This is a genomic window from Actinophytocola sp. (assembly GCF_035762905.1).
Lineage (GTDB): Bacteria > Actinomycetota > Actinomycetes > Mycobacteriales > Pseudonocardiaceae > DASYTH01.
This window is the reverse complement of the sequence record NZ_DASUCC010000095.1, coordinates 112341-138763: the sequence shown is the minus strand read 5'-3', so window position 1 is coordinate 138763 and position 26423 is coordinate 112341. Positions and strand designations below refer to the sequence as shown.

The window sequence follows — 26423 nt, the reverse complement described above, 5'->3', positions numbered from 1 at the left end:
CCCTGAAACGATGCTGTATCCGGTCGCGAGCGGATACGGTATCCACCCAAGGTCGCATCCTTGGAGGACGAGATGGCTGCCGGTGTGCTCACCGTGCCCCGCCTGTTCCTCGGCGAAGCACTCAAGCGGCTGCGCGCCGAGTCGAAGAAGACCCTGGACGAGACCGCGGCGGCGATCGGCAAGAGCCGGGCCCGGCTGATCAACGTGCTGGACGGCAAGGGCACGCTCACCGCCGAGGAACTGGCCCGGCTGCTGGACTTCCTCGGCGCCGACCCGAGCAAGAAGTCCGGGCTGCTGGCGCTGGGCGCCGAAGCGCGCAAGCGGCCCACCCGCCGGCCCTACACCGACCTGCTGCCCACCGTCTTCGAGCGGATCATCGACCTGCAGTCGATGGCCGCCGAGATCGACTGGTACGAGCGTGGCGTGATCCCCGGCCTGCTGCAGATCCCGGAGTACTTCGAGGCGATCGTCGCGGACACCGAGGGGATCTGGTGGGGGCCGTCCTGGGAGCAGCGGCGTAACTGGGTGACCTTCCACCTGGAACGCCAGCGGACCATCCTGCAGGCCCGGCCGGCCAAGATCATGCGGTTCGTGATCACCGACGACGCGCTGCGCACCGAGGTGGGCGACCCGCGGACGATGGGCCGGCAACTCGAGCACCTGCTGTCCCTGCTGGACGAATGGCCCAATGTCAGCATCCAGGTGTTGTCCTCGACCGCCTCGCACAACCCGGCTCCGAGCGCCGGCCTGATCCTGCTGCGGCTCGGAGCCCAGCAGCACCCGATCGGCTTTCTTCCGGTCGCGTATGGACCGTCCACTTATCTGGACGATCCGGATGACACGGAACGGCTGGCCCGGGCGTTCGCTCGAGTGCGGGATCTCGCCATGCCCCCGGACGAGTCCCGGGCCATGATCGCCACTCTGCTGGCACAGGTCGGCTCGGCGAGTTAGCCTGTGCGCGTGAAAGATCAACAACCTGCGCACCGGGACAGCACCGGTTGGTTCAAGAGCACCGCGAGCGTTGCGGGCAACGACACGTGTGTCGAGGTCCGCTTCGGCACGGCGGCGGTCGGCGTGCGGGACTCCAAGAACCCGGCTGGGGGCGCGTTCTGGGTCCGCCCGGACGCTTGGCGTTCGTTCATCGCTCGGGCCGGTCGCCCGGTCTGAGTCGGAAGTGGAACAGGGGCCCTTCGCCATCCGGCGAAGGGCCCCTTCGTCGTGGGCTCAGTCCTCCTTGGACGGGCGCGCCTCCGGCGGCAGGACACCCCAGTCGATCAGCTGCTCGGTCAGCTCGCCAGGAGTCATGTCGTAGATGATCGCCAGCGAGCGCAGGTCCTCGGTGCGGATGGAGAGCACCTTGCCGTTGTAGTCGCCGCGCTGGCTCTGGATGGTGGCGGCGTAGCGGGCCAGCGGGCCGACCTTCTCGGCCGGCAGCTGCTGCAGCCGTTCCAGGTTGATGACGATCTTGGTCGCCGGCTCGGCGCCGGACGGAACCCGGCCCTCCGGAAGCAGCTCCATCACCGGCACCCCGTAGAAGTCGGCCAGCTCGGCCAGCTTCTGCACGGTCACCGCGCGGTCGCCGCGCTCGTAGGACCCGACGACGACCGCCTTCCACCGGCCGCCCGACTTCTGCTCCACCCCGTGCAGGGACAAACCCTGCTGCTGGCGGATGCCCCGCAGTTTGCCTCCAAGGGCCTTGGCGTAGTCGCCCATGTGGCGATTCTCCAATCGTTCGCCCCGACGGCCGGCTCTGTGGGACTGCCGCGGGTTAGCCTCAGATCAACACGCAGAGTAATGGTTACCCAGAGTTGTCACCAGGTCAAGTTGATCCGGCGTCCGCAGATAACGAATCCGACGCGCCGCGCCCTGCCGGCCGGACCGGATCCGGCTTGATAGGCTCGGTGAAACCCCAGGTGGGGTAGGGAGAGCATCCTTTAACGACCCGTCCCGTGAGGCGGGGAAGGAGGCAGACCGTGGCGCCGCGCACACGTGGCGCGACGGACCCGGCCGGGCAGCGTCAGCTACTCGGACCCGGAGATGTCGCGCGCACCGTCGCCCGAATGGCCCATCAGATCATCGAGAAGACGGCCATCGGTGTCGAGTCGACCGGCCCACCGGGAGTAGTCCTGCTCGGTATCCCGACCCGGGGAGCGCCGCTGGCCGTCCGGCTGGCCGCGCTGGTCGCCGAGTTCAGCGGGGCGCGACTGCCCACCGGCGTGCTGGACGTCACGCTCTACCGCGACGACCTGCGGCGCGGGCCGACCCGGCCGCTGCTGGCCACCGCCGTGCCGGACACCGGGATCGACGAGGCGCTGGTGATCCTGGTCGACGACGTGCTGTTCTCCGGCCGCACCGTCCGGGCCGCCCTGGACGCGCTGCGCGACGTCGGCCGGCCGCGCGCGGTCCAACTCGCCGCGCTGATCGACCGCGGCCACCGCGAGTTGCCGATCCGGGCGGACTACGTCGGCAAGAACGTGCCGACCGCCCGGGACGAGGACATCGCGGTGCTGATCGAGGAGATCGACGGCCAGGATGCCGTGCTGCTGCGCCGACCGAGCGAGGTTTCCGCATGAGCGAGCGAGCTTGCGAGCGAGCCATTGGGCACAGTCCCGCCGCCGAGCCTGCGAGGCGGCGGATTGGACGGCACCGAGCCTGCGAGGTGCCGGCATGAAACATCTGCTGTCGACCGAGGGGCTGGATGCCGACACGGCCACCGCCGTGCTGGACACCGCGGACAATCTCAAGCGCACGCTGCTCGGCCGGGAGGTGCGCAAGCTGCCCACGCTGCGCGGCCGCACCGTCGTGACGATGTTCTACGAGAACTCCACCCGCACCAGGGTCTCGTTCGAGATCGCCGGGAAGTGGATGAGCGCGGACGTGATCAACGTCTCGGCCGGCGGCTCGTCGGTCGACAAGGGTGAGTCGCTGCGGGACACCGCGCTCACGCTGGCCGCGGCCGGCGCCGACTGCGTGATCATCCGACATCCGGCCTCCGGCGCGGCACACCGGCTGGCCGGCTGGCTCGCCGAGACCAGGACCGTGGTGATCAACGCCGGCGACGGCACGCACGAGCACCCGACCCAGGCGCTGCTGGACGCCGCGACGCTGCGCGAACGGCTGGGCGGCATCGCCGAGCGCCGGGTGGCGATCGTCGGCGACGTGCTGCACAGCCGGGTGGCGCGTTCGAACCTGCACCTGCTGCGTACGCTCGGCGCCGAGGTGGTGCTGGTCGCCCCGCCGACGCTGGTGCCGGCCGGGCTGCGGCGCTGGCTGGACGGGGTCAAGGTCGCGGTCAGTCATGAGCTGGACGCCGAGTTGCCCAGCGTGGACGCGGTGATGATGCTGCGGGTGCAGGCCGAGCGGATGCACGGCGGCTTCTTCCCGTCCGCGCGCGAGTACTCGATCGGCTACGGCTTGACCGAGGCCCGAATGCGGTTGCTGCCCGAGCACGCGGTGGTGCTGCACCCGGGTCCGATGCTGCGCGGCATGGAGATCGCCGCCGCCGTGGCCGACTCCCCGGCCGCGGCCATCACCCAGCAGGTCGCCAACGGCGTGCACGTGCGCATGGCCGTGCTCTACCACCTGCTCGCGCACGAGGAGGCGAAGCCGTGACGGTGCTGCTGCGCGGGGTCCGGCCCTACGGCGCGGGCGACCCGGTGGACCTGCTGGTCCGCGACGGCCTGATCGCCGGGCTCGGCGCGGGCCTGGACGCGACCGGGGCCGAGGTGATCGACGCGGGTGGGCTGGTCGCCCTGCCCGGGTTCGTCGACCTGCACACCCACCTGCGGGAGCCGGGCCGGGAGGACGCCGAGACGATCGCCACCGGCTCGGCGGCCGCGGCGCTCGGCGGCTACACCGCCGTGTTCGCCATGGCCAACACCGACCCGGTGGCCGACAACGCCGTGGTGGTCGAGCACGTGTGGCGGCGCGGTCGCGAGGTGGGCCTTGTCGACGTGCACCCGGTGGGCGCGGTCACCGTCGGCCTGGCCGGCGAGCGGCTCGCCGAGCTGGGCACGATGGCCCGGTCCGCGGCCGGCGTGCGGATGTTCTCCGACGACGGGCACTGCGTGGCCGACCCGCTGCTGATGCGCCGGGCGATGGAGTACTGCACCGCGCTGGACGCGGTGATCGCCCAGCACGCGGAAGAGCCGAGGATGACCGAGGGTGCCCAGGCGCACGACGGCGAGCTGGCCGCCCGGCTGGGCCTGGCCGGCTGGCCGGCGGTGGCCGAGGAGGCGATCGTGGCCAGGGACTGCCTGCTGGCCCGGGCCACCGCGGCCCGGCTGCACGTCTGCCACGTGTCCACCGCGGGGGCGGCCGAGATCCTGCGCTGGGCCAAGGGCCAGGGGATCGGCGTGTCCGCCGAGGTGACCCCGCACCACCTGCTGCTCGACGAGGACCGGCTGACCACGTTCGACCCGGTGAACAAGGTCAACCCGCCGCTGCGGGCACTGTCCGACACCAAGGCGCTGCGCGCGGCGCTGGCCGAGGGCGTGCTGGACTGCGTGGCCACCGACCACGCCCCGCACGCGCCGCAGGACAAGGACTGTGAGTGGTCGGCGGCCCGGCCCGGCATGCTCGGCCTGCAGACCGCGCTGTCGGTGGTGGTGGAAACCATGGTCCGGCCGGGCCTGCTGGACTGGCGCGGGGTGGCCAGGGTGATGAGCGAGCGGCCGGCCGAGATCGCCGGGCTGCCCGACCACGGCCGCCCGCTCGAGCCCGGCGAACCGGCCACGCTGACCCTGGTCGATCCGGACGCGAGCTGGACGGTGCGCGGCGTCGAGCTGGCCAGCATCGCCGGCAACACTCCGTACGAGGGCATGCGGCTGCCCGGCCGGGTGGTCACCACGCTGCTGCGTGGTCGGATCACCGCGCACGACGGGAAGGTGCTCTCATGACCGTTCGGATTCCTGCGGCGCTGGTGCTCGAGGACGGCCGGGTGTTCCGCGGCGAGGCGTTCGGGGCCACCGGCAGCACGCTCGGCGAGGTGGTCTTCTGCACCGGGATGACCGGCTACCAGGAGACCCTGACCGACCCGTCCTACCACCGGCAGATCGTGGTGGCCACGGCCCCGCAGATCGGCAACACCGGCTGGAACGACGAGGACGACGAGTCGGGCCGGATCTGGGTGGCCGGCTACGTGGTGCGGGACCCGGCCAGGGTGCCGTCCAACTGGCGGTCCCGGCGCTCGCTGCCGGACGAACTGGCCCGGCAGGGCGTGGTCGGCGTCGCCGGGGTGGACACCCGGTCGCTGACCCGGCACATCCGGGAACGCGGGGCGATGCGCGCCGGGGTGTTCTCCGGCTCCGCATTCGCCGATGTGGACACGTTGGTGGACCAGGTGCGCGGCGGCCCGCCGATGCTCGGCGCGGACCTGGCCGGCGAGGTCAGCACGGCCCGGCCGTACGTGGTCCCGGCGGTCGGCACCGTCCGGTTCCGGGTGGCCGCGCTCGACCTCGGCATCAAGTCGAACACCCCGCGGATGCTGGCCGCGCGCGGCATCGAGACGCACGTGCTGCCCGCCTCGGCCACCGCCGACGAGCTGCTCGCGGTCGAGCCGGACGGGGTGTTCCTGTCCAACGGACCGGGCGACCCGGCGGCGATGGACCACGCGGTGGCGCTGACGAAATCGGTGCTGGAGCGGCGGATCCCGCTGTTCGGGATCTGCTTCGGCAACCAGGTCCTCGGCCGCGCGCTCGGCCGGGGCACCTACAAGCTGCGCTACGGGCACCGCGGGATCAACATCCCGGTGATCGACACGGCCACCGGCCGGGTGGCGATCACCGCGCAGAACCACGGGTTCGCGCTTGAGGGCGAGGCGGGGGAGCGGTTCGACACCCCGTTCGGCCCGGCGACGGTGAGCCACTACTGCCCCAACGACGGGTGCGTGGAGGGCGTTCGGGCCCTCGAGGTGCCGGCCTTCGGAGTGCAGTACCACCCGGAGGCGGCGGCCGGACCGCACGATGCCGCGCTGCTGTTCGACGAGTTCCTGGGGCTGATGGAGCGGGGGTCGCGGGATGCCTAGGCGCACCGACATCCGGCACGTGCTGGTGATCGGTTCCGGGCCGATCGTGATCGGGCAGGCGTGCGAGTTCGACTACTCGGGCACGCAGGCCTGCCGGGTGCTGCGCGCGGAGGGGCTGCGGGTCACGCTGGTCAACTCCAACCCGGCGACGATCATGACCGACCCGGAGTTCGCCGACGCCACCTACATCGAGCCGATCACCCCTGACTTCGTGGAGAAGGTGATCGCCCGGGAGCGACCGGACGCGCTGCTGGCCACGCTCGGCGGGCAGACCGCGCTGAACACCGCGGTCGCGCTGCACGAGCGCGGGGTGTTGGACAAGTACGACGTCGAGTTGATCGGCGCGGACATCGAGGCCATCCAGCGCGGTGAGGACCGGCAACGGTTCAAGGACATCGTGCGGGCGGTCGGCGCGGAGGTGCCGCGCAGCGCCGTGTGCCGGTCGATGGAGCAGGTCCGGTCCGCGGTCAAGGAGCTCGGGCTGCCGGTGGTGATCCGGCCGTCGTTCACGATGGGCGGCCTCGGCTCGGGGATGGCGCACACCGACGACGAGTTGGAGCGGCTGGCCGCGGCCGGGTTGGTCGAGAGCCCGGTGACCGAGGTGCTGATCGAGGAGAGCGTGCTCGGCTGGAAGGAGTTCGAGCTCGAGCTGATGCGCGACCAGCACGACAACGTGGTGGTGGTCTGCTCGATCGAGAACGTCGATCCGATGGGCGTGCACACCGGGGACTCGGTGACCGTGGCGCCGGCGATGACCCTGACCGACCGGGAGTACCAGCACATGCGCGACGTGGGGATCGCGGTGCTGCGCGAGGTCGGGGTGGACACCGGCGGGTGCAACATCCAGTTCGCCGTGCACCCGCGCACCGGCCGGCTGGTGGTGATCGAGATGAACCCCCGGGTGTCCCGGTCCTCGGCGTTGGCCTCCAAGGCGACCGGCTTCCCGATCGCCAAGATCGCCGCCAAGCTGGCCATCGGGTACACATTGGACGAGATCCGCAACGACATCACCGGCGAGACCCCGGCGTGCTTCGAGCCGACGCTGGACTACGTCGTGGTGAAGGTGCCGCGGTTCGCCTTCGAGAAGTTTCCGGGTGCGGACCCGACGCTGACCACGACCATGAAAAGTGTCGGCGAGGCGATGTCGATCGGCCGCAACTTCGTTGAGGCGCTTGGCAAGGCGCTGCGGTCGATGGAGACCAAGGACAGCGGGTTCTGGACCAGGCCGGACCCGGCCGGCGTCGACCGCGAGTCCTGTGTGGACGCGCTGCGCATCCCGCACGACGGCCGGCTGTACACGGTGGAGCGGGCGCTGCGGCTGGGCGCGAGCGTGGCCGAGGTGGCCGAGGCGTCCGGAATCGATCCGTGGTTCGTCGACCAGATCGCCGCGCTGGTGGAGTTGCGCGAGGAGGTGATCGCGGAGCCGGTGCTGGACGGTCGGATGCTGCGGGTGGCCAAGCGCGCGGGCCTGTCCGACCGGCAGGTGGCGGCGCTGCGCCCGGAGCTGGCCGGCGAGGACGGGGTGCGCACGCTGCGGCACCGGCTGGGCATCCGGCCGGTGTTCAAGACCGTGGACACCTGTGCCGCCGAGTTCGCCGCCCGCACCCCGTACCACTACTCGGCCTACGAGCTGGACCCGGACGCCGAGTCCGAGGTGGCCGAGCAGCGCGACCGGCCCAAGGTGTTGATCCTTGGCTCCGGTCCGAACCGGATCGGCCAGGGGATCGAGTTCGACTACTCGTGCGTGCACGCCGCGATGGCGCTGCGGGCGGCCGGGTTCGAGACCGTGATGATCAACTGCAACCCGGAGACGGTGTCCACCGACTACGACACCGCCGACCGGCTCTACTTCGAGCCGCTCACCTTCGAGGACGTGCTGGAGGTGGTGCACGCCGAGCGGCAGTCCGGCACCGTCGCCGGGGTGATCGTGCAGCTGGGTGGGCAGACGCCGCTCGGGCTGGCCCGGCGCCTCGCCGAGGCCGGGGTGCCGGTGGTTGGCACCCCGCCGGAGGCGATCCACCTGGCCGAGGACCGCGGCGCGTTCGGCGAGTTGCTCACCCAGGCCGGCCTGCCCGCGCCCCGGTACGGCACGGCCACCTCGTTCGCCGGGGCCAAGCGGATCGCCGACGAGATCGGCTACCCGGTCCTGGTCCGCCCGTCCTACGTGCTCGGCGGGCGCGGCATGGAGATCGTCTACGACGAGATGTCCCTTGCCGGCTACATCAAGCGGGCCACCGAGGTCTCCCCGGAGCACCCGGTCCTGGTCGACCGGTTCCTGGACGACGCGGTCGAGATCGACGTGGACGCCCTGCACGACGGCGTCGAGGTGGTCATCGGCGGAGTGATGGAGCACATCGAGGAGGCCGGTATCCACTCCGGCGACTCCTCCTGCGCGCTGCCGCCGATCACGCTCGGCCGGTCCGACATGGACGTCATCCGCCGGTCCACCGAGGCCATCGCCCGGGGCATCGGGGTGCGCGGGCTGCTCAACGTCCAGTACGCGCTCAAGGACGACGTGCTCTACGTGCTCGAGGCCAACCCGAGGGCGTCGCGCACGGTGCCGTTCGTGTCCAAGGCGACCGCGGTGCCGCTGGCCAAGGCGGCCGCGCGGATCATGCTCGGCGCGACCATCAGCGAGCTGCGCGAGGAGGGCCTGCTGCCGGCGCACGGCGACGGGGGCGACCTGCCGCCGGACGCGCCGATCGCGGTGAAGGAGGCCGTGCTGCCGTTCCACCGGTTCCGCACCCCGGAGGGGCACGGGGTGGACTCGCTGCTCGGCCCGGAGATGAAGTCCACCGGCGAGGTGATGGGCATCGACGTCTCGTTCGGCAAGGCGTTCGCCAAGTCGCAGTCGGCCGCGTACGGCTCGCTGCCGACCTGCGGCAAGGTGTTCGTCTCGGTGGCCAACCGGGACAAGCGGGCGATGGTGTTCCCGGTCAAGCGCCTGGCCGACCTGGGCTTCGAGGTGCTGGCCACCGCCGGGACGGCCCAGGTCCTGCGCCGCAACGGGATCCCGTGCACGGTGGTGCGCAAGCACTTCGAGGGGCCGGGCAACATCGTGGATCTGATCAAGAACGGCGAGGTCCAGATGGTGATCAACACCCCGTACGGCAACCACGGGCCCCGGCTGGACGGCTACGAGATCCGCACCGCCGCGGTGTATCGGGACATCCCGTGCGTGACCACGGTGCAGGGCGCCGCCGCCGCCGTGCACGGCATCGAGGCGCTGATCAGCCAGGACATCGGGGTCGAGTCGCTGCAGGAGCTGCAGGCCGCCCTGCGGACCCGCCGGTGACCCCGTTCGACGACCGGCTGGGCGCGGCGGTGGCCGGGCGCGGGCCGCTGTGTGTGGGCATCGACCCGCACCCGGAGCTGCTGACCGCCTGGGGGCTGCCGGTCGACCCGGGCGGGCTGGAGCGGTTCGCGCTGACCGCGGTGACCGCGGTGGCCGGCGAGGTCGCCGTGGTCAAGCCGCAGTCGGCGTTCTTCGAGGCGTTCGGCTCGCCGGGGGTGGCGGTGCTGGAGCGGGTGATCGCGGCGGCACAGGCCGCCGGCGCGCTGGTCCTGGTGGACGTCAAGCGCGGGGACATCGGGTCGACCATGGCGGCCTACGCGGCGGCCTACCTCGGCGACTCCTCGCCGCTGGCCGGCGACGCGGTCACCCTCTCGCCCTACCTGGGGTTCGGCTCGCTCGACCCGGCCATCGAGCTGGCCGAGCGGACCGGGCGCGGGGTGTTCGTGCTGGCCAGGACGTCCAACCCGGAGGGGGCACAGGTGCAGCACGCCGCCGGGCCGGATGGCCGGACGGTCGCGCAGGCGGTGGTCGACGCGGCGGCGGCGCGCGGGGTCGGGGTGGTGGTCGGGGCCAACCTCGGCGCCACCGGCCTGGACCTGTCCGAGCTGCGCGGGCCGATCCTGGCGCCCGGGTTCGGCAGCCAGGGCGGCACCGTGGCCGATCTGCGCGCGGCGTTCGGCGCGAACCTGCCCCAGGTGTTGGCCTCGACGTCCCGGGCGGTGCTGCGACATGGTCCGGATCCGGACGCATTGCGGTCAGCCGTGCTCAATGTTCGGGATTCCCTCGCGGCCATGCTTTGAGTTTGATTAACCGGGTATCACTCATTCGTGCAGGTCGAAGCAGAATCGGCACATAGAGTTACCTTTTGGGAGGCGAGGGTTACGGAACGCACTATCGGGACCCGCGTTGTCCTGGACTATCCAAGGTCGGTAACGTCGCTGCACCGATCCACCCATAGAGATCACCCCCACGGAGGAAATCGTGGCCCTTCCCCAGCTGACCGAGGAGCAGCGGGCCGCAGCGCTGGAGAAGGCGGCTGCCGCCCGACGCGCCCGGGCAGAGCTCAAGGAGCGCCTGAAGCGAGGCGGCACCACCCTCAAGGACGTGCTGGCCAAGGCTGACAACGATGAGGTCCTGGGCAAGATGAAGGTCACCGCCCTGCTGGAAGCCCTCCCGGGCGTCGGCAAGGTGCGCGCCCAGCAGATCATCGAGCGGCTTGAGATCGCTCCTAGCCGTCGCCTTCGCGGTCTCGGCGACCGTCAGCGCAAGGCGTTGCTCGCGGAGTTTGGCGGCGAGTGAATCGTGCGCAGCAGCGGGGCCGGCTCGTCGTCTTGGCCGGCCCCTCTGGTGTAGGTAAGAGCAGCGTGGTGCACGAGTTGCGCGCGCTGCATCCCGAACTGTGGTTCAGCGTCTCGGTGACCACCCGGGAGCAACGCCCCGGCGAGGTCGACGGCCGGGACTACCACTTCGTCAGTCCGGCCGAGTTCGACCGCATGGTCGCGGCGGGCGAGCTGCTGGAGTGGGCGAACATCCACGGCGGCATCCACCGCTCCGGCACCCCGAGGGCGCCGATCGAGCACCGGCTGACCGCCGGTCTCCCGGCGCTGGTCGAGGTGGATCTCCAGGGTGCGCGCGCGTTGCGACTGGCCGCGCCGGAGGCGCTGCTGGTGTTTCTCGCCCCGCCGAGCTGGGACCACCTGGTCGAGCGGCTGACCGGCCGGGGCACCGAACCACCCGAGGTGGTGGACCGGCGGCTGCGCACGGCCAAGGAGGAGATCGCCGCGCAGGACGAGTTCGACGAGGTCGTGGTGAACACCGACGTCCGGACCGCCGCCCAGGACTTGCTAACCTTGTTGACAGCTGATCCCCCCACATAAGCTGGAGCGTTGCGAGTGATCACCCCCACCGAGCTGGGCGCACTGGGTGACCCGACCGGGCACACCCTCGAGGGCATTACCAACCCGCCGATCGACGACCTGCTCGACAAGGTCAGCTCGAAGTACGCGTTGGTGATCTACGCCGCCAAGCGGGCGCGCCAGATCAACGACTACTACGCGCAGCTCGGCGAGGGTCTGCTCGAGTACGTCGGGCCGCTGGTCGAGCCCGGCCCGCGGGAGAAGCCGCTGTCCATCGCGCTGCGCGAGATCCACTCCGGCCTGCTCGAGCACACCGAGGGCGAGTGACGGCCTGATGTCGCCGGCGGCCCGCCCCGCCGTGGTTCTGGGCGTGGGGGGCGGAATCGCCGCCTACAAGGCCTGCGAGGTCCTGCGTGGGTTGACCGAGTCGGGCCACGCTGTCCGCGTCGTCCCCACCGAGGCCGCGCTGCGGTTCGTCGGCGCCGCCACCTTCGAGGCGCTGTCCGGAAACCCGGTGCAGACCGGCGTGTTCGCCGACGTGCCCGCGGTCCCGCACGTGCGGATCGGGCAGGCCGCCGACCTGGTGCTGGTCGTCCCGGCCACCGCCGACCTGCTGGCCAAGGCCGCGCACGGGCTGGCCGACGATCTGCTCACCAACACGCTGCTCACCGCCCGGTGCCCGGTGCTGATGGTGCCGGCCATGCACACCGAGATGTGGGAGCACCCGGCCACCCAGGACAACGTGGCCACGCTGCGCCGCCGCGGGGTGGTGGTCACCGAGCCGGCCAGCGGACGGCTCACCGGCGTGGACACCGGCAAGGGGCGGCTGGCCGACCCCGTCGAGATCGTCGACCTGGCCCGGCTGCTGCTCGCCCGGGCCGACGCGCTGCCAAGGGACCTGGCCGGCCGGCGGGTGGTGATCTCGGCCGGCGGCACCCGGGAGCCGCTGGACCCGGTCCGCTACCTGGGCAACCGCTCGTCCGGCAAGCAGGGCTGGGCGCTGGCCCGGACCGCGGTGGCCCGCGGCGCGACCGTGACGCTGGTCGCCGCGAACACCGCCGCGCTGCCCGATCCGGCCGGTGCCGAGGTGGTGCGGGTGAGCACCGCCGAGGAGCTGCGCCAGGCGATGCACAAGAGCGCGGCGAACGCGGACGTGATCGTGATGGCCGCGGCCGTCGCCGACTTCCGGCCGGCGCACCGGGCCGAGCACAAGATCAAGAAAACCGGGCGGGACCCGGACCCACTGGCGCTCACCCGCAACCCCGACATCCTGGTCGAGCTGGTGGCCGCCCGCACCCCCGGCCAGGTCATCGTCGGATTCGCCGCTGAGACCGGGGACACGTCCGCTGACGTGCTGGAACATGCCCGGGTGAAACACCGGGCCAAGGGCTGCGACCTACTGGTGGTGAACGCTGTCGGCGAGGGGAAAGCCTTCGAGACAGAAGATAACGCCGGGTGGCTACTATCCACGGACGGGACCGAACGGCCGATAGCACTCGGCTCGAAGGCCCAACTGTCGTCCGAGGTGTGGGACGCGGTGGTCGGTCTGCTCAACGGTGAGCTGCAATAGGGGTTGTCACCAGCTGTTCCGCAGGTCCAGCGGTACTCAAACGAAGTTAGGTAGGTTTGCTGTCGTGACGTCCAGATTGTTCACTTCAGAGTCGGTGACCGAGGGCCATCCGGACAAGATCTGCGATGCCATCAGCGACTCCATCCTGGACGCTCTGCTCGCCAAGGACCCCCGCTCCCGAGTCGCCGTGGAGACCATGGTCACCACGGGCCAGGTTCACGTCGCCGGCGAGGTGACCACCGAAGCCTGGGCCGACATCCCGACCATCGTGCGCGATGTCATTCTCAAGATCGGCTACGACTCCTCGGCGAAGGGTTTCGACGGCAACTCGTGCGGGGTGAACATCGCGATCGGCGCGCAGTCCCCGGACATCGCGCAGGGCGTGGACACCGCCTACGAGTCCCGGGTGGAGCTGGCCGAAGATGAGATCGCCCGGCAGGGTGCGGGCGACCAGGGCCTGATGTTCGGCTACGCGTGCACCGACACGCCCGAGCTGATGCCGCTGCCGATCGCGCTGGCCCACCGGCTGTCCCGGCGACTGACCAACGCCCGCAAGAACGGTGTGCTGCCCTACCTGCGGCCGGACGGCAAGACCCAGGTGACCATCGAGTACGCCGGCGACCAGGCGGTGCGCCTGGACACCGTGGTGGTGTCCAGCCAGCACGCCGACGGCATCGACCTGGACCGGCTGCTCGGCGTGGACATCCGCGAGCAGGTCATGGCCCCGGAGCTGGCCGAGCTGGAGCTGGACACGACCAACGTCCGGCTGCTGGTCAACCCGACCGGCCGGTTCGTCATCGGCGGTCCGATGGGCGACGCCGGGCTGACCGGTCGCAAGATCATCGTGGACACCTACGGCGGGATGGCCCGGCACGGCGGCGGCGCGTTCTCCGGCAAGGACCCGTCGAAGGTGGACCGCTCGGCGGCCTACGCGATGCGCTGGGTGGCCAAGAACACCGTGGCCGCCGGCCTGGCCTCGCGGGTTGAGGTGCAGGTGGCCTACGCGATCGGCAAGGCCGCCCCGGTCGGCCTGTTCGTGGAGACGTTCGGCACCGAGACCGTGGATCCGAGCAAGATCCAGCAGGCGATCACCCAGGTGTTCGACCTGCGCCCGGCCGCGATCATCCGCGACCTGGACCTGCTGCGTCCGATCTACGCGCAGACCGCGGCCTACGGGCACTTCGGCCGGCCGGACCTGGACCTGCCGTGGGAGCGCATCGACCGCGCCGACGCGCTGAAGAGCGCCGCGGGCGCCTGAACCGCCACGGAAAGCCGCGCCGTTGGCAACCGGCGCGGCTTTCCGCTCGGCCGGTCCGCGTCGATCGCCGGCAGTAGAGTCGCAGAGATGGGGCGCAGTCGCCCAGGTCCGATCCGCTGGCTGTGGTACGCGGTCGGTGGCCGGCTGCCCGACGAGTACCGCGAGTGGGTGCTCTACGACCTGACCGCCCCGACCTGGGTGCTCCGGCACCTGTGCCGGGCGATGGTGCAGCACTCCGTGTGGCTGTTGCTGTTGCTGCTGCCGATCCCGCTGACCCTGCGGATCTGGATGGTCGTGACCGGGGTGTCGGTCGGGCTGTTCTTCTCGCTGGCCTTCATCGAGGACGCCTCGGAGCGCCGGCTGATCCGGCAGGGGTTCCCGGTCGGACTGAACCGCAAGATCCGGGAGGAGTCCAGCGGCGCCCAGCGGTCCGAGCTGGCGGCCATGTACGCGGCGTACTACACCACCGAGCCGGATGTCTGACGGGTCGTTCTGGTAGACCGGCGTCGTGACCGCCGACGTGCTCTCTCCCGCGGAGGCGGCGTCGTGAAGGGCGAGCGGAAACCCGCGGCGACGCTGCCGGTCGCGCGCGTGCAGGTGGACGTGCCGCTCGCCCACCTGGACCGGCCGTTCGACTACCTGGTGCCGGAGCAGCTCGATGCCACCGCGGTGCCCGGCTGCCGGGTGCGCGTGCGGTTCGCCGGACAGCGCGTCGACGGGTTCCTGCTGGACCGGGTCGAGGAGTCCGAGCACACCGGGCGGCTGGAGTTCCTGGACCGGGTGGTGTCGGCCGAGCCGGTGCTCGCACCGGAGATCGCCACGCTGGCCCGGGCGGTGGCCGACCGGTACGGCGGCACCATGATCGACGTGTTGCGGCTGGCCGTGCCGCCCCGGCACGCCCGGGTCGAGGCCGAGCCGCCGGCCGAACCGCCCCCGGCGCCGGACCCCCCCGCCGCGGACGGCTGGCGGCGCTACCCGCGCGGATCCGCGTTCCTGGACGCGCTGCGCGAGGGCCGCCGGGCGCAGGCGGTGTGGCAGGCGCTGCCCGACGAGGACTGGCCGGCCCGGTTGGCCGAGGTGGCGGCCACCGCGGCGGCAACCGGCCGGGGCGCGCTGCTGGTGGTTCCGGACCACCGGGACGTGGCAAGGCTGCACGCGGCGTGCGTGGCGCTGGCCGGCGAGCCGGCGGTGGTCGCGCTGTCCGCGGACCTGGGCCCGGCCCAGCGGTACCGGCGCTGGCTGGCCGCGCTGCGCGGTGCCGCCCGGATCGTCGTGGGCACCCGGGCGACCGCGTTCGCCCCGCTGGTGCGGCCCGGGGTGTTCGCGGTCTGGGACGACGGGGACGACCTGCACGCCGAGCCGCGCTCGCCGTATCCGCACGTGCGCGACGTGCTGGTGCAGCGGGCCCACCTGTCCGGCGCGGCGATGCTGGTCGGCGGGTTCGCCCGCACCGCGGAGGCGCAGCTGCTGGTCGACTCGGGTTGGGCGCCGGAGATCGTCGCCGCTCGGGACACGGTCCGGGACGCCGCGCCGAGGGTCACCGCGATCGGCGAGCACGACTCCCAACTGGCCAGGGACCCGGCGGCGCGAGCGGCCCGGATCCCGTCGGTGGCGTTCGACGCGGCCCGCGGCGCGCTGGCCGCCGGGACGCCGGTGCTGGTGCAGGTGCCCAGGGCCGGCTACGTCCCGGCGCTGTCCTGCCAGACCTGCCGTGCGCCGGCCAGGTGCCGCCGCTGCGCCGGCCCGCTGGCGCTGCGCGGCGGCGAGTCCGGCGGAATGCCCAGCCCCCCGTACTGCCGCTGGTGCGGGGCCCCGGACGCCACCTTCCGGTGTACCGAATGCGGCTCCCGGCGGCTGCGGGCGGTGCTGGTCGGCGCCCGGCGCACCGCCGAGGAACTGGGCCGGTCGTTTCCGGATGTCCCGGTGCTCACCTCCGGCGCCAGCCACGTCCTGTCCGAAGTGGACGGAAAGGCGGCGCTGGTGGTGGCCACACCCGGCGCGGAGCCGGTGGCCGCCGGCGGCTACGGTGCCGCGCTGCTGCTGGACGGCTGGGCCCTGCTCGGCCGGGCCGACCTGCGCGCCGCGGAGGAGGCGCTGCGCCGCTGGATGGCGGCGGCCGCGCTGGTCCGCCCCGGTGCCGCCGGGGGCCGGGTGGTGGTACTGGCCGAGTCGGCGCTGGCCCCGGTGCAGGCCCTGGTGCGCTGGGACCCGGCCTGGCACGCGGCGCAGGAGCTGGCCGCCCGCACCGAGCTGGGCTTCCCGCCGGCCGTGCGGATGGCCACCGTGGACGGCCCGCCCAATGCGGTCGCCGCGTTCCTGGACGAGCTGTCGCTCCCCACCTCCGGCGAGATCCTCGGCCCGGTCCCGCTCGGCGGTGACCACCAGGCCGGTGACCCGGAACGCGAGCGCGCCCTGCTCCGGGTGGCCCGCCCGGACGGCCGGGCCCTGGCCGCCGCCCTCGCCGCCACCCAGGCCGTCCGCACCGCGCGGAAGGAGCTGGACCCGCTCCGGGTCCAGCTCGATCCGCTCGAGCTCATCTAGTCATGGTGTCGGCCATGACGGGCAGCGGCCCGCGGTGAACCTCGGTGCCCGAGCCGTTTCTGAGCACCACAGTCAGCTCCGGCCCGTAGATGCCGAACGTCGGGAAGGTCACGGTGAAATATCCCCCCTCGATCGGCACATTGATCGGGAAACCGCCGGGTCCGATCAGCTCCATCGTCGCAACGTCCGACCGGAGCAGGCCGAATACCGCCTGCTCGGGGCCGACCGACTCCCACGTGACGTACGACAGTGGCTCGGCCGGCGCGATGGTGCCGTGCGGCCACGGCCCGTACGTGTAGCCCGGGCCGTCGTAACCGTCCCAGCTGGAGGGATGGATGGTGCATTTCATGATCCGCAGACCGGACCTCAGCAGCAGGGTTCGGTTGGGTGCGGTGCCGGCGATGGCCACCGGCTCCCAGCCGGTCCAGTCCAACGACCCGTTGGACCCCCTCTTGCAGTCGTCGAACACCTCGGCCATCTCGGCGGTTCGGTCGACCGGGGGCGGCACGGCGTCCACCGCGTTCGGCACGAGCGGGTCCGGCGCTGCCGGGAGGTCCTGCCAGGGATACTCCGGGCTCGGCCGCCCTGGCACCTCCCGCAGGGCGCGAATCCGATCGGTGGGGCGGCCCAAGGTCATTGGGGCGAAGCCGACGAACAGCCCGTCCTTGATCACGGTTCCGGTGAGCGCGACCGGCTTACCGGGGCCTTCCGTCTTGACTTCCAGTGCCAGCTGCCGCCACTCCGGATCGACGACGCCGCTGACCGAGCCGGCGCTGCCGACCAGCATGGCGGCGGTCCCGGTGTCTTCGATGGGGTGCGGGACCGCGTTCGGGTCCGAGACCGTGGCCGTGGTGCCGGTGGTCTCGCAGAACAGCGGCTTGCCCGCAGCCCGAGCGGCGGTCACCGTGATACCGCGGTTCGCGACCATGAGCACCGGCATCCAGGTGTCGCGGCCGGGCACCGTGCGCTGCTTGTCGGCCAGCGCCCGCCAGCACCGGTCCAGGTTGGCGTCGGCGGTGGCCCGGTCCAGCGGTGGGGGCTGGTCCCCGGTGATCTCGTCTGGGCCGGTCACGGTCTGTACGGCAACCGCGGCGCCGGCCATGAGTGCGATCACGCTCGCGGCCACGGCGAGTGGCCGGCGGGTCCGGTTCGGCCGGAAGTGTGCCGGGCGCCCGCCGGCCAGCACGGTGACGCGCATCCGGTCGCGCACCTCGTCGGGCAGCGGGCGGCGCGGGGGCAGGGTCGACTCGTCGAGGTCGGTCATGGCGTGTCCTCCAACTGGGTGCGCAGCCGGGCCCGGGCCCGGGAGATTCGGGAGCGGATGCTGACCTCGGCCACGCCGAGCAGTTCCGCGGCGTCGGCCGTGCTCAGCTCGCCGAGCAGGCACAGCTCGACGGCCTGCCGCTCGGCCTTGGGCAGGGTGCGGATCGCGGCCAGCACGGCGCGCAGCCGGTTCTCGTCGTCGATCCGGTCGGCCACGGCGTCGGCATGGTCGGTGACCGCGTCAGGCGCCGGCAGTCTGCGCACCGCGCGCAGGAACCGGGTGCTGCTGCGGTACTCGGTGCGGGCCAGGTTGGCGGCCACCGCGTACAGCCAGGGCAGCGCGCTGTCCCGGACCAGCGTCACCGAGCCCCGCCGCCGCCACGCGGTGAGGAACGTGGCGGAGGCGAGGTCCTCGGCGCGGCTCCACGACCCGGTCAACCGGTAGGCGTGGTTCCACACCGCCTCGGCGTGCCGCTCGAACAGCTCCGTGAACGCGGACCGGTCGCCGCCCGCCGCGCGGGTCCACAGCGTGCCGTCGCTGGTTGCGGCGGGCACGGTGTCAGGCTGGGCCGGCATTCGCACTCCCAGTTGGATCCGTCGAGGTTCTCATACCTGGATGTGCCCGCTGCGCCGTGACTGTTGCGGCGATCTCGGCCGGGCGGTGCCTAGACTGGGCGCCGATCCACTGCGATTCGAGGGAGTTCCGTGACCGTTCAACCGATCCGGCTTTTCGGGGACCCGGTCCTGCGTACCCCGGCGGCCGAGGTGGTCGACTTCGACAAGGAACTGGCCATCCTGGTCCGGGACCTGTGGGAAACGATGGAGTCGCAGGGCGGAGCCGGCCTGGCCGCCCCGCAGCTGGGCGTGGGCCTGCGGGTGTTCACCTACCACTGCGACGGCGCCGCCGGCCACCTGGTCAATCCGACCTGGACGGCGCTCGGCGAGGAGTACCAGGACGGCGAGGAGGGCTGCCTGTCCATTCCCGGCATGTACTGGGACTGCCGGCGGCACCGCGACGTGGTGGCCCGCGGCTGGGACATGCACGGCGAGCCGATCGAGGTGCGCGGCAGCGACATGCTGGCCCGGTGCATCCAGCACGAGACCGACCACCTGGACGGGGTGCTGTTCGTCGACCGGCTCGACGCCGAGACCCGCAAGGCGGCGATGAAGGCGATCCGGGCGGCCGACTGGTTCGACGGCACCCTGCCGACGATCAAGGAGAGCCCGCACCCGTTGTTCGGCGGGGAGACGGTGGGCAGATCCTGATGCGGGTGGTGTTCGCCGGGACGCCGGCGCCGGCGCTGCCGTCGTTGCGGGCGTTTCTGGACTCCGGCCGGCACGAGGTGCTTGCCGTGGTCACTCGCCCGGACGCGCAGGCCGGCCGGGGTCGGCACGTGGTCCGCTCGCCGGTGGCCGCGCTGGCCGACGAGCACGGCATCGAGGTGCTCACCCCGCGTAAGGCGTCCGACCCGGCGTTCCTGGACCGGCTGCGCGAACTGGCCCCGGACTGCTGCCCGGTGGTGGCCTACGGCGCGCTGTTGCCGCAGGCGGCGCTGGACATCCCGCCGCACGGCTGGATCAACCTGCACTTCTCGGTGCTGCCGGCCTGGCGGGGCGCGGCGCCGGTGCAGGCGGCGGTGCGGGCCGGCGACGAGATCACCGGGGCGAGCACGTTCCGGATCGTCAAGGAGTTGGACGCCGGGCCGGTGTTCGGGGTGCTCACCGAGCCGATCCGGCCCGGTGACACCGCGGGTGATCTGTTGGACCGCCTCGCCGATGCCGGCGCCGATCTGCTCCTGTCCACTGTGGACGGTGTGGAGGGCGGCCTGCTGGAACCGAAGGAGCAGATCCCGGACGGGGCGAGCTACGCGCCGAAGGTCACCGTGGAGGACGCGCGGGTGGACTTCGCCCTGCCGGCGCTGGCGGTGGACCGGCTGGTCCGGGCGATGACCCCGGATCCCGGCGCCTGGGCCGGTTTCCGCGACGAGCGGATCAAGCTCGGTCCGGTGGCGCAGGCCGACGCCGAGCGACTGGGTCCCGGCGAGCTGCGGGTGGAGCGCCGGCAGGTGCTGGTCGGCACCGCGACCGGGCCGGTGCGGCTGGGCGAGGTGCAGGCTCAGGCCAAGAAGCGCATGCCGGCCACGGACTGGGCCCGCGGCGTGCGGATCGAGCCGGGGGAGAGGTTGACATGAGCGAGGCCGGCCGCCGCTCCGCGCGGCCGTCCCGGCCGCGCGGACCGCATCCGCCGCGGCGCGCGGACCAGCCGCGCCGGCCGCCGGCCGACGACCCGGCCCGCCAGGCGGCACTGGACACGCTGCGCGCGGTCCGGCACCGGGACGCCTACGCGAACCTGCTGCTGCCGCAGCTGTTGCGGGAGCGGCGGATCACCGGCCGGGACGCGGCCCTGGCCACCGAGCTGGCCTATGGCGCGTGCCGCATGTCCGGCCTGCTGGACCAGGTGCTCGGCGAATGCATCGACCGCCCGCTGTCCAAAGTGGAGCCTCAGCTGCTGGACGCGCTGCGGCTGGGTTGCTATCAGCTGCTGCGCACCAGGATTCCGCCACACGCCGCGGTCGGGTCCACAGTGGACCTGGTGCGCGCCGAGCTGGGCTCCCGGGTCGCCGGGTTCGCCAACGCGGTGCTGCGCAAGGTGTCCGAACAGGACGAGGAGACCTGGATCCGCCAGCTCGCCCCGGATCCCGAACAGGACCCGGTCGGCAACCTGGCCGTGCGCACCGCGCACCCGCGCTGGGTGGCCCGGGCGTTCGCCGACGCGCTCGGCGACACCGGGGAAGAACTCGCCGCCGCGCTGACCGCGGACAACGAGCGGCCGGCCGTGCACCTGGTGGCCCGGCCCGGCGAGGTGAGCGCCGAGGAGCTGGCCGCGATGACCGGCGGCGAGGAGGCGCCCTACTCGCCCTACGGGGTCCGGCTGGAGCCGGGAGCGGGGGATCCGGGCCAGCTCGGCCCGGTCCGCGAACGGCTGGCCGCGGTGCAGGACGAGGGCAGCCAGCTGTGCGCGCTCGCGCTGACCCGCCCCGAGCTGGCCGGGCCGGACCTGCGCTGGCTGGACCTGTGCGCCGGGCCGGGCGGCAAGGCCGCGCTGCTCGGCGCGCTGGCCGCGATCAACGGCGGCACGGTGGACGCGGTGGACAAGACGCCGCACCGGGCCAAGCTGGTCGAGCAGGCCACCGACGGCCTGCCGGTCACCGTGCACGTCGCGGACGGCCGGGACAGCGGGCTGCCCGGCGGCTTCGACCGGGTGCTGGTCGACGCCCCGTGCACCGGCCTCGGTGCGTTGCGCCGCCGGCCGGAGGCGCGCTGGCGGCGCCAGCCCTCCGACGTGGGCGAGCTGACCCGGTTGCAGCGCGAGCTGCTCGGCGCGGCCGTAGAACTGGTGCGGCCCGGCGGCGTGGTGGCCTACGTGGTGTGCTCGCCGCACCTGGCCGAGACCGTCGGCGTGGTGTCCGACGTGATCCGCCGGACCGGGGTGACCCCGCTGGACGTCCGGGAGTTCCTGCCGGACCTGCCCGGTCTCGGCGACGGCCCGTACGCGCAGCTGTGGCCGCATCGGCACGGCACGGACGCGATGTTCTGCGCGTTGCTCCAACGGTGACCGCGACGCTCGGGCTGGTCGCCTCGGCCGGCTGGGGGATGACCGACCGGCTGCGGCTCGAGCTGGCCGGGCCCGCAGCCCGCCGGGGCTGGCGGCTGGCGATCACCGTCACGCCGACGGCGGCGCACTGGCTGGCCGCGGCCGGGGAGCTGGACCGGCTCCAGACGCTCACCGAGCTGCCGGTGCGCAGCACCTCGCGGCTGCCCACCGAGCCCAAGCCCTACCCGATGCCGGACGCGTTCCTGTTCGTCCCGGCCACCGCCAACTCGCTGGCCAAACTGGCCGTGGGGATCGCCGACAACCAGGCGCTCACCGCGCTCGGCGAGGCGCTCGGCGCCCGGCTGCCGATGGTGGTCCGCCCGCAGGCCGACGACAACCAGCGCCACCACCCGGCCTTCCCCGGCCACCTGGCCACCCTGCGCGCGGCCGGCGTGCTCGTCGACGACGGTCCGGCCGACGCACCCTGGGAGCCGTTGCTGGATCTGCTGGAGTTGCCGTGAAGGTGGCGGTGATCGCCATGGGCGGCACGATCGCGATGACGCCGGACGGCGGTGGCGGGGTGGTGCCCACGCTGACCGCCGCCGACGTCCTCGCCGTCGTCCCGGGCCTGGCCGACCTCGGCGTGGAGATCACCACCCACTCCCTGTGGTCGCTGCCCAGCCCGTCGATCACCTTCGCGCACCTGGCCGGGCTGACCGCCGCGATCGCCGAGCAGATCGCGGCCGGAGCCGGCGGCGTGGTGGTCACCCAGGGCACCGACACCCTCGAGGAGGTGGCGTACTTCCTCGACCTCACGGTGCCCGGGCCGGAGCCGGTCGTGGTGACCGGCGCGATGCGCCACCCGAGCCTGGCCGGTCCGGACGGCCCGGCCAACCTGCTGGCCGCGATCCAGGTGGCGGCCAGCCCCGCCGCGCGCGGCCTCGGCGCGCTGGTCGTGTTCTCCGACGAGGTGCACGCCGCCCGGCTGGTCCGCAAGACCCACACGGCGAGCACCGGCGCGTTCGTCTCGCCCGGGTTCGGCCCGCTCGGCCTGGTCGTGGAGGGCGTGCCCCGGCTGCTCACCACGCCGGGCCCGCGGCACTGTCTGCCGATCGGCGCCGGCCTGACCCGGATCCGGGTGGGCGTGGTCCCGATGGCGCTCGGTGACGACGGCGAGCTGCTGCGCCGGGTCGGCGACGGCTTCGACGGCCTGGTGCTGGCCGGAGTGGGCGCCGGCCACGTGCCGGAAGGCGTGGTGCCGGACGTCACAGCGCTCGCCGCGCGCATCCCGGTGGTGCTGGCCTCCCGCGCCGGAGCCGGGGCGATGCTCACCCACACCTACTCGTATCCGGGCTCGGAGCTGGACCTGATCGGCCGCGGCTTGATCCCGTCCGGTTTCCTCGACCCGTACAAGGCCCGGGTGCTACTTCACCTTCTGCTCGCCGACGGCGCGAGTCGAGCCGGCATCACCGCAACGTTCGAGCGGTTCGGGTGAGCCGAGCGAATAAGCTCGACGGTGTGAGTGACGGACCGATGATCGCGCCGAGCATCCTGTCCGCGGACTTCGCCCGGCTCGCCGACGAGGTCGCGGCCGTGCGCGGGGCCGACTGGCTGCATGTCGACGTGATGGACGCGCACTTCGTGCCCAACCTCACCATCGGCCTTCCGGTCGTCGAGGCCCTGCGCAAGGTCACCGACATCCCGTTGGACTGCCACCTGATGATCGACGACCCGGACACCTGGGCGGTGCGCTACGCCGAGGCCGGGGTGCACAACGTGACCGTGCACGTTGAGGCGGCCGAGGACCCGGTCAAGATCGCGAAGGACCTGCGCGCCGCGGGGGCGCTCGCCGGCCTGTCGGTGAAGCCGAACACCCCGCTGGAGCCCTACGTCGAGCTGCTGCGGCACTACGACACGCTGCTGGTGATGTCGGTCGAGCCCGGCTTCGGCGGCCAGCGGTTCATCCCGGACGTCCTGGAGAAGGTGCGCGCCGCCCGCCGGCTGGTGGACAGCGGCGAGCTCACCGTGCTGGTCGAGATCGACGGCGGGATCAACGAGGAGACCATCGAGCGGGCTGCCGAGGCCGGAGTGGACTGCTTCGTCGCCGGGTCGGCGGTCTACGGTGCGCCGGACCCGGCGAAGACGGTGGCGCAACTGCGGCGGCTGGCGGCCGGAGCATCCGGGCGGAGCTGAAGGAGGGGGACACGGTGTTCACCGGGATCGTCGAGGAACTCGGGGAGATCACGGCGGTCGAGGCGCTGCCCAACGCGGCCCGGCTGACCGTGCAGGGCCCGCTGGTCACATCGGATGCCCGGCCGGGCGACTCGATCTCGGTCAACGGGGTGTGCCTGACCGTGGTCGAGGCCACGGCCGGTGGCGCGTTCACCGTCGACGTGGTGCACGAGACCCTGCGTCGCTCCAGCCTGGACAAGGTGCAGGTCGGTGACCGGGTGAACCTGGAGCGGGCGGCCGCGCTCGGCCAGCGGCTCGGCGGGCACATCGTGCAGGGCCACGTGGACGGCACCGGGGTGCTGCGCTCCCGGGACGAGAACGGACTGACCCGGTTCGGCGCGCCGGCCCAGCTGACCCGCTACATCGTGGAGAAGGGCTCGATCACGGTGGACGGCGCGTCGCTGACCGTGGTGGACGTGGACACCGAGGGATTCTCCGTCGCACTGATCCCGACCACCCTCGAGCTGACCACCCTCGGCCGCAAGCAACCGGGCGATCCGGTCAACCTCGAGGTGGACGTGCTCGCCAAGTACGTGGAAAAGCTGGCCATGCCACACGTCACACAGCGTCGGGATGCCGGGGAGAGGGAGAATATCCCCGACGAGGAGGCCACAGGTGCCTGATTTCGACGCGATCGCCCGGGCGGTCGCCGACATCGCGAGCGGCCGGCCCGTCGTCGTGGTCGACGACGAGGACCGGGAGAACGAGGGCGATCTGATCTTCGCCGCCGAGAAGGCGACGCCGGAACTGGTCGCGTTCATGGTGCGCTACACGTCCGGCTACATCTGCGTGCCGCTGACCGAGCCGGACTGCGACCGGCTCGACCTGCCGCCGATGTACCACACCAACCAGGACCGCAGGGGCACCGCGTACACGGTCACCGTGGACGCCCGGGAGGGCGTGAGCACCGGCATCTCGGCCGCCGACCGGGCGCACACCATCCGGCTGCTCGCCGACCCGGACGCCAAGCCCACCGACTTCACCCGGCCCGGTCACGTGGTTCCGTTGCGTGCCAAGGAAGGCGGCGTGTTGCGCCGGCCCGGGCACACCGAGGCGGCGGTGGACCTGGCCCGGATGGCCGGCCTGCGCCCGGCCGGCGTGCTGTGCGAGATCGTGTCCCAGAAGGACGAGGGGGACATGGCCCGGCGGGACGAACTGGAGGTGTTCGCCGCCGAGCACGACCTGGCGCTGATCTCGATCGCCGACCTGATCATGTACCGGCGGCGCACGGAGAAGCAGGTGGTCCGGGTCGGCGAGGCCCGGATACCGACCCAGTACGGCGCGTTCCGGGGCGTCGGCTACGACAGCGTGCTGGACGGCATCGAGCACATCGCGCTGGTCTACGGCGAGTTGGCGGACGGCGAGGACGTGCTGGTCCGGGTGCACTCGGAGTGCCTGACCGGCGACGTGTTCGGCTCGCTGCGCTGCGACTGCGGGCCGCAGCTGGACGCCGCGCTGATGGCCGTCGCCGCCGAGGGGCGAGGCGTGGTGCTGTACATGCGCGGGCACGAGGGCCGGGGGATCGGCCTGATCCACAAGCTGCAGGCCTACCAGCTCCAGGACACCGACGGCATGGACACGGTGGACGCGAACCTGGCGCTCGGCGTGCCGGCCGACGCCCGGGACTACGGCCAGGGCGCGCAGATCCTGGTCGACCTCGGGGTGAAGTCGATGCGGCTGCTCACCAACAACCCGGCCAAGCGGGTCGGCCTGGACGGCTACGGGCTCATGGTGCTCGACCGGGTGCCGCTGCCGATCCGGCCCAACCCGGAGAACCTGCGCTACCTGCGCACCAAGCGGGACCGCATGGGGCACGAGCTGTCCGACCTGGACCAGTACGACGGAGCGGGCAAATGAGTGGAACCGGTAGGCCGGAGCCGGAGGTGCCGGACGGCTCGGGCCTCACGCTCGGCATCGCCGCCACCCGCTGGCACGCCGAGATCACCGGCACGCTGCTGGACCGGGCGCTGGCCGCGGCGAAGCGGGCGGGCATCGCCGAGCCGACCGTGGTGCGGGTGGCCGGCGCGATCGAGCTGCCGGTGGTCTGCCAGGAACTGGCCAGGGGACACGACGCGGTGGTCGCGCTCGGCGTGGTGATCCGCGGTGGCACGCCGCACTTCGAGTACGTGTGCGACTCGGTGACCGCGGGCCTGACCCGGGTGTCGCTGGACGAGGCCACGCCGGTGGGCAACGGCGTACTGACCGTCGAGGACGAGCAGCAGGCGCTGGACCGGTGCGGGCTGCCGGGCGCGGCCGAGGACAAGGGCTTCGAAGCGTGCCTGGCCGCGATCGAGTCCGCGCTGGTGTTACGGGACCTGCGCCGGCCCGGGAACGCGCTGGGATTCCGATGACCACGGAAGTGATCCTGGAGGTCCGGCCGCGCCGGGTCCGGCTGGTCGCCGGGATCGCGGCGGGGCTGTTGTTCGGGGCGTTCGTCGTGGTCGCGGTGCTGCTCAAGCGAGGCGACACCGGGGTCAACTTCCACACCTCCGACCAGGTGGCCATGATCGGCATCGGCCTGGCGCTGGCCGCGGCCGCACTGTGGCCGACCTGGCCACGGGTCCGGGCCGACCGCACCGGCATCGAGGTGCGCAACATGCTGGGCGCGCGCCGGTTCAACTGGGACCAGGTGCGGCACGTGGCCTTCCCGGACGGCGCCCGGTGGGCCCGCCTTGAGCTGCCGGCCGACGAGTACGTGCCGGTGCTGGCGATCCAGGCTATGGACGGCGAGCGCGCCGTCGCCGCCATGCGCACCCTGCGCCGGCTGCACCGCGACGCGACCTGACTG

28 protein-coding genes are annotated in these 26423 nt (G+C 72.6%); 25 read left to right on the top strand and 3 right to left on the bottom strand.

Annotation, left to right across the window (positions count from 1 at the left end):
* Positions 1-72 precede the first annotated feature (72 nt).
* A complete protein-coding gene (locus VFV67_RS19420) occupies positions 73-951 on the top strand; it encodes a helix-turn-helix transcriptional regulator (RefSeq protein ID WP_326471864.1) in 879 nt (292 codons plus the stop codon).
* A 9-nt stretch (positions 952-960) separates the two neighbouring features.
* Positions 961-1167, top strand: a complete 207-nt coding sequence (locus VFV67_RS19415; RefSeq protein ID WP_326471863.1) for a DUF397 domain-containing protein — start codon at positions 961-963, stop codon at positions 1165-1167.
* A 57-nt stretch (positions 1168-1224) separates the two neighbouring features.
* On the opposite strand, the gene VFV67_RS19410 is transcribed toward VFV67_RS19415, so the two are convergent.
* On the bottom strand, positions 1225-1713 hold the full coding sequence (locus VFV67_RS19410) for a transcriptional regulator (RefSeq protein ID WP_325159347.1): 489 nt from the start codon (positions 1711-1713) through the stop codon (positions 1225-1227).
* Between the two features lie 260 nt (positions 1714-1973).
* On the opposite strand from VFV67_RS19410, the gene pyrR reads away from it, so the two are divergent.
* From pyrR to VFV67_RS19345, 13 genes are all read left to right on the top strand, one after another.
* Complete coding sequence (gene pyrR, locus VFV67_RS19405) at positions 1974-2573, top strand: bifunctional pyr operon transcriptional regulator/uracil phosphoribosyltransferase PyrR (RefSeq protein ID WP_326471861.1); 600 nt, start codon at positions 1974-1976, stop codon at positions 2571-2573.
* 94 nt (positions 2574-2667) lie between these two features.
* On the top strand, positions 2668-3612 hold the full coding sequence (locus tag VFV67_RS19400; RefSeq protein WP_326471860.1) for an aspartate carbamoyltransferase catalytic subunit: 945 nt from the start codon (positions 2668-2670) through the stop codon (positions 3610-3612).
* Entirely contained in the window at positions 3609-4898 is a 1290-nt protein-coding gene (locus VFV67_RS19395; protein ID WP_326471858.1) for a dihydroorotase, read from the top strand. The genes VFV67_RS19400 and VFV67_RS19395 overlap by 4 nt, the downstream gene beginning before the upstream one ends.
* Entirely contained in the window at positions 4895-6025 is a 1131-nt protein-coding gene (carA, locus tag VFV67_RS19390) for a glutamine-hydrolyzing carbamoyl-phosphate synthase small subunit (RefSeq protein WP_326471857.1), read from the top strand. The genes VFV67_RS19395 and carA overlap by 4 nt, the downstream gene beginning before the upstream one ends.
* Positions 6018-9320 (top strand): carbamoyl-phosphate synthase large subunit, encoded by a 3303-nt coding sequence (gene carB, locus VFV67_RS19385; protein WP_326471856.1) that lies wholly within the window; start codon positions 6018-6020, stop codon positions 9318-9320. The genes carA and carB overlap by 8 nt, the downstream gene beginning before the upstream one ends.
* Positions 9317-10120: an orotidine-5'-phosphate decarboxylase gene (gene pyrF, locus VFV67_RS19380; RefSeq protein WP_326471854.1), complete on the top strand. Its 804-nt coding sequence runs from the start codon at positions 9317-9319 to the stop codon at positions 10118-10120. The genes carB and pyrF overlap by 4 nt, the downstream gene beginning before the upstream one ends.
* Positions 10121-10301: 181 nt before the next feature.
* On the top strand, positions 10302-10619 hold the full coding sequence (mihF, locus tag VFV67_RS19375; protein WP_325159329.1) for an integration host factor, actinobacterial type: 318 nt from the start codon (positions 10302-10304) through the stop codon (positions 10617-10619).
* Positions 10616-11197 (top strand): guanylate kinase, encoded by a 582-nt coding sequence (gene gmk / locus VFV67_RS19370; protein WP_326471853.1) that lies wholly within the window; start codon positions 10616-10618, stop codon positions 11195-11197. The genes mihF and gmk overlap by 4 nt, the downstream gene beginning before the upstream one ends.
* 15 nt (positions 11198-11212) lie before the next feature.
* Complete coding sequence (rpoZ, locus tag VFV67_RS19365) at positions 11213-11503, top strand: DNA-directed RNA polymerase subunit omega (protein ID WP_326472024.1); 291 nt, start codon at positions 11213-11215, stop codon at positions 11501-11503.
* Positions 11504-11510: 7 nt separating this feature from the next.
* A complete protein-coding gene (gene coaBC / locus VFV67_RS19360) occupies positions 11511-12746 on the top strand; it encodes a bifunctional phosphopantothenoylcysteine decarboxylase/phosphopantothenate--cysteine ligase CoaBC (protein WP_326471851.1) in 1236 nt (411 codons plus the stop codon).
* Positions 12747-12822: 76 nt separating this feature from the next.
* Entirely contained in the window at positions 12823-14004 is a 1182-nt protein-coding gene (gene metK, locus VFV67_RS19355) for a methionine adenosyltransferase (RefSeq protein ID WP_326472022.1), read from the top strand.
* A gap of 87 nt (positions 14005-14091) precedes the next feature.
* The gene (locus VFV67_RS19350) at positions 14092-14487 is read left to right on the top strand and encodes a DUF5313 family protein (RefSeq protein WP_326471849.1); all 396 of its coding nucleotides are present in this window, start codon (positions 14092-14094) and stop codon (positions 14485-14487) included.
* 63 nt (positions 14488-14550) lie between these two features.
* On the top strand, positions 14551-16545 hold the full coding sequence (locus VFV67_RS19345) for a primosomal protein N' (protein ID WP_414636293.1): 1995 nt from the start codon (positions 14551-14553) through the stop codon (positions 16543-16545).
* Here VFV67_RS19345 and VFV67_RS19340 read toward each other — a convergent pair.
* Positions 16538-17809, bottom strand: coding sequence for a hypothetical protein (locus tag VFV67_RS19340; RefSeq protein WP_326471847.1), 1272 nt, complete (start codon positions 17807-17809; stop codon positions 16538-16540). The two genes, VFV67_RS19345 and VFV67_RS19340, sit on opposite strands and share 8 nt — an antisense overlap.
* Entirely contained in the window at positions 17806-18384 is a 579-nt protein-coding gene (locus VFV67_RS19335; protein WP_326471845.1) for an RNA polymerase sigma factor, read from the bottom strand. Before VFV67_RS19335 ends, VFV67_RS19340 begins: the two co-directional genes overlap by 4 nt.
* A gap of 129 nt (positions 18385-18513) precedes the next feature.
* Between VFV67_RS19335 and def the strand changes: the two genes are divergently transcribed.
* From def to VFV67_RS19285, 10 genes are read left to right on the top strand one after another with little or no spacing between them, the layout of a single operon-like run.
* On the top strand, positions 18514-19074 hold the full coding sequence (gene def / locus VFV67_RS19330) for a peptide deformylase (RefSeq protein ID WP_326471843.1): 561 nt from the start codon (positions 18514-18516) through the stop codon (positions 19072-19074).
* Positions 19074-20000: a methionyl-tRNA formyltransferase gene (gene fmt, locus VFV67_RS19325; RefSeq protein WP_326471842.1), complete on the top strand. Its 927-nt coding sequence runs from the start codon at positions 19074-19076 to the stop codon at positions 19998-20000. The genes def and fmt overlap by 1 nt, the downstream gene beginning before the upstream one ends.
* Entirely contained in the window at positions 19997-21424 is a 1428-nt protein-coding gene (locus VFV67_RS19320; protein ID WP_326471841.1) for an RsmB/NOP family class I SAM-dependent RNA methyltransferase, read from the top strand. Before fmt ends, VFV67_RS19320 begins: the two co-directional genes overlap by 4 nt.
* Entirely contained in the window at positions 21421-21924 is a 504-nt protein-coding gene (locus tag VFV67_RS19315; protein WP_326471840.1) for a flavoprotein, read from the top strand. Before VFV67_RS19320 ends, VFV67_RS19315 begins: the two co-directional genes overlap by 4 nt.
* Positions 21921-22898, top strand: a complete 978-nt coding sequence (locus VFV67_RS19310) for an asparaginase (protein ID WP_326471838.1) — start codon at positions 21921-21923, stop codon at positions 22896-22898. The genes VFV67_RS19315 and VFV67_RS19310 overlap by 4 nt, the downstream gene beginning before the upstream one ends.
* Before the next feature lie 38 nt (positions 22899-22936).
* Positions 22937-23596: a ribulose-phosphate 3-epimerase gene (gene rpe / locus VFV67_RS19305; RefSeq protein WP_326472019.1), complete on the top strand. Its 660-nt coding sequence runs from the start codon at positions 22937-22939 to the stop codon at positions 23594-23596.
* A gap of 14 nt (positions 23597-23610) precedes the next feature.
* Entirely contained in the window at positions 23611-24258 is a 648-nt protein-coding gene (locus VFV67_RS19300) for a riboflavin synthase (RefSeq protein WP_326471836.1), read from the top strand.
* The gene (locus VFV67_RS19295; protein WP_326471835.1) at positions 24251-25492 is read left to right on the top strand and encodes a bifunctional 3,4-dihydroxy-2-butanone-4-phosphate synthase/GTP cyclohydrolase II; all 1242 of its coding nucleotides are present in this window, start codon (positions 24251-24253) and stop codon (positions 25490-25492) included. The genes VFV67_RS19300 and VFV67_RS19295 overlap by 8 nt, the downstream gene beginning before the upstream one ends.
* The gene (gene ribH, locus VFV67_RS19290; protein ID WP_326471833.1) at positions 25489-25986 is read left to right on the top strand and encodes a 6,7-dimethyl-8-ribityllumazine synthase; all 498 of its coding nucleotides are present in this window, start codon (positions 25489-25491) and stop codon (positions 25984-25986) included. Before VFV67_RS19295 ends, ribH begins: the two co-directional genes overlap by 4 nt.
* The gene (locus VFV67_RS19285; protein WP_326471831.1) at positions 25983-26420 is read left to right on the top strand and encodes a PH domain-containing protein; all 438 of its coding nucleotides are present in this window, start codon (positions 25983-25985) and stop codon (positions 26418-26420) included. The genes ribH and VFV67_RS19285 overlap by 4 nt, the downstream gene beginning before the upstream one ends.
* The last annotated feature ends 3 nt before the right edge of the window (positions 26421-26423 follow it).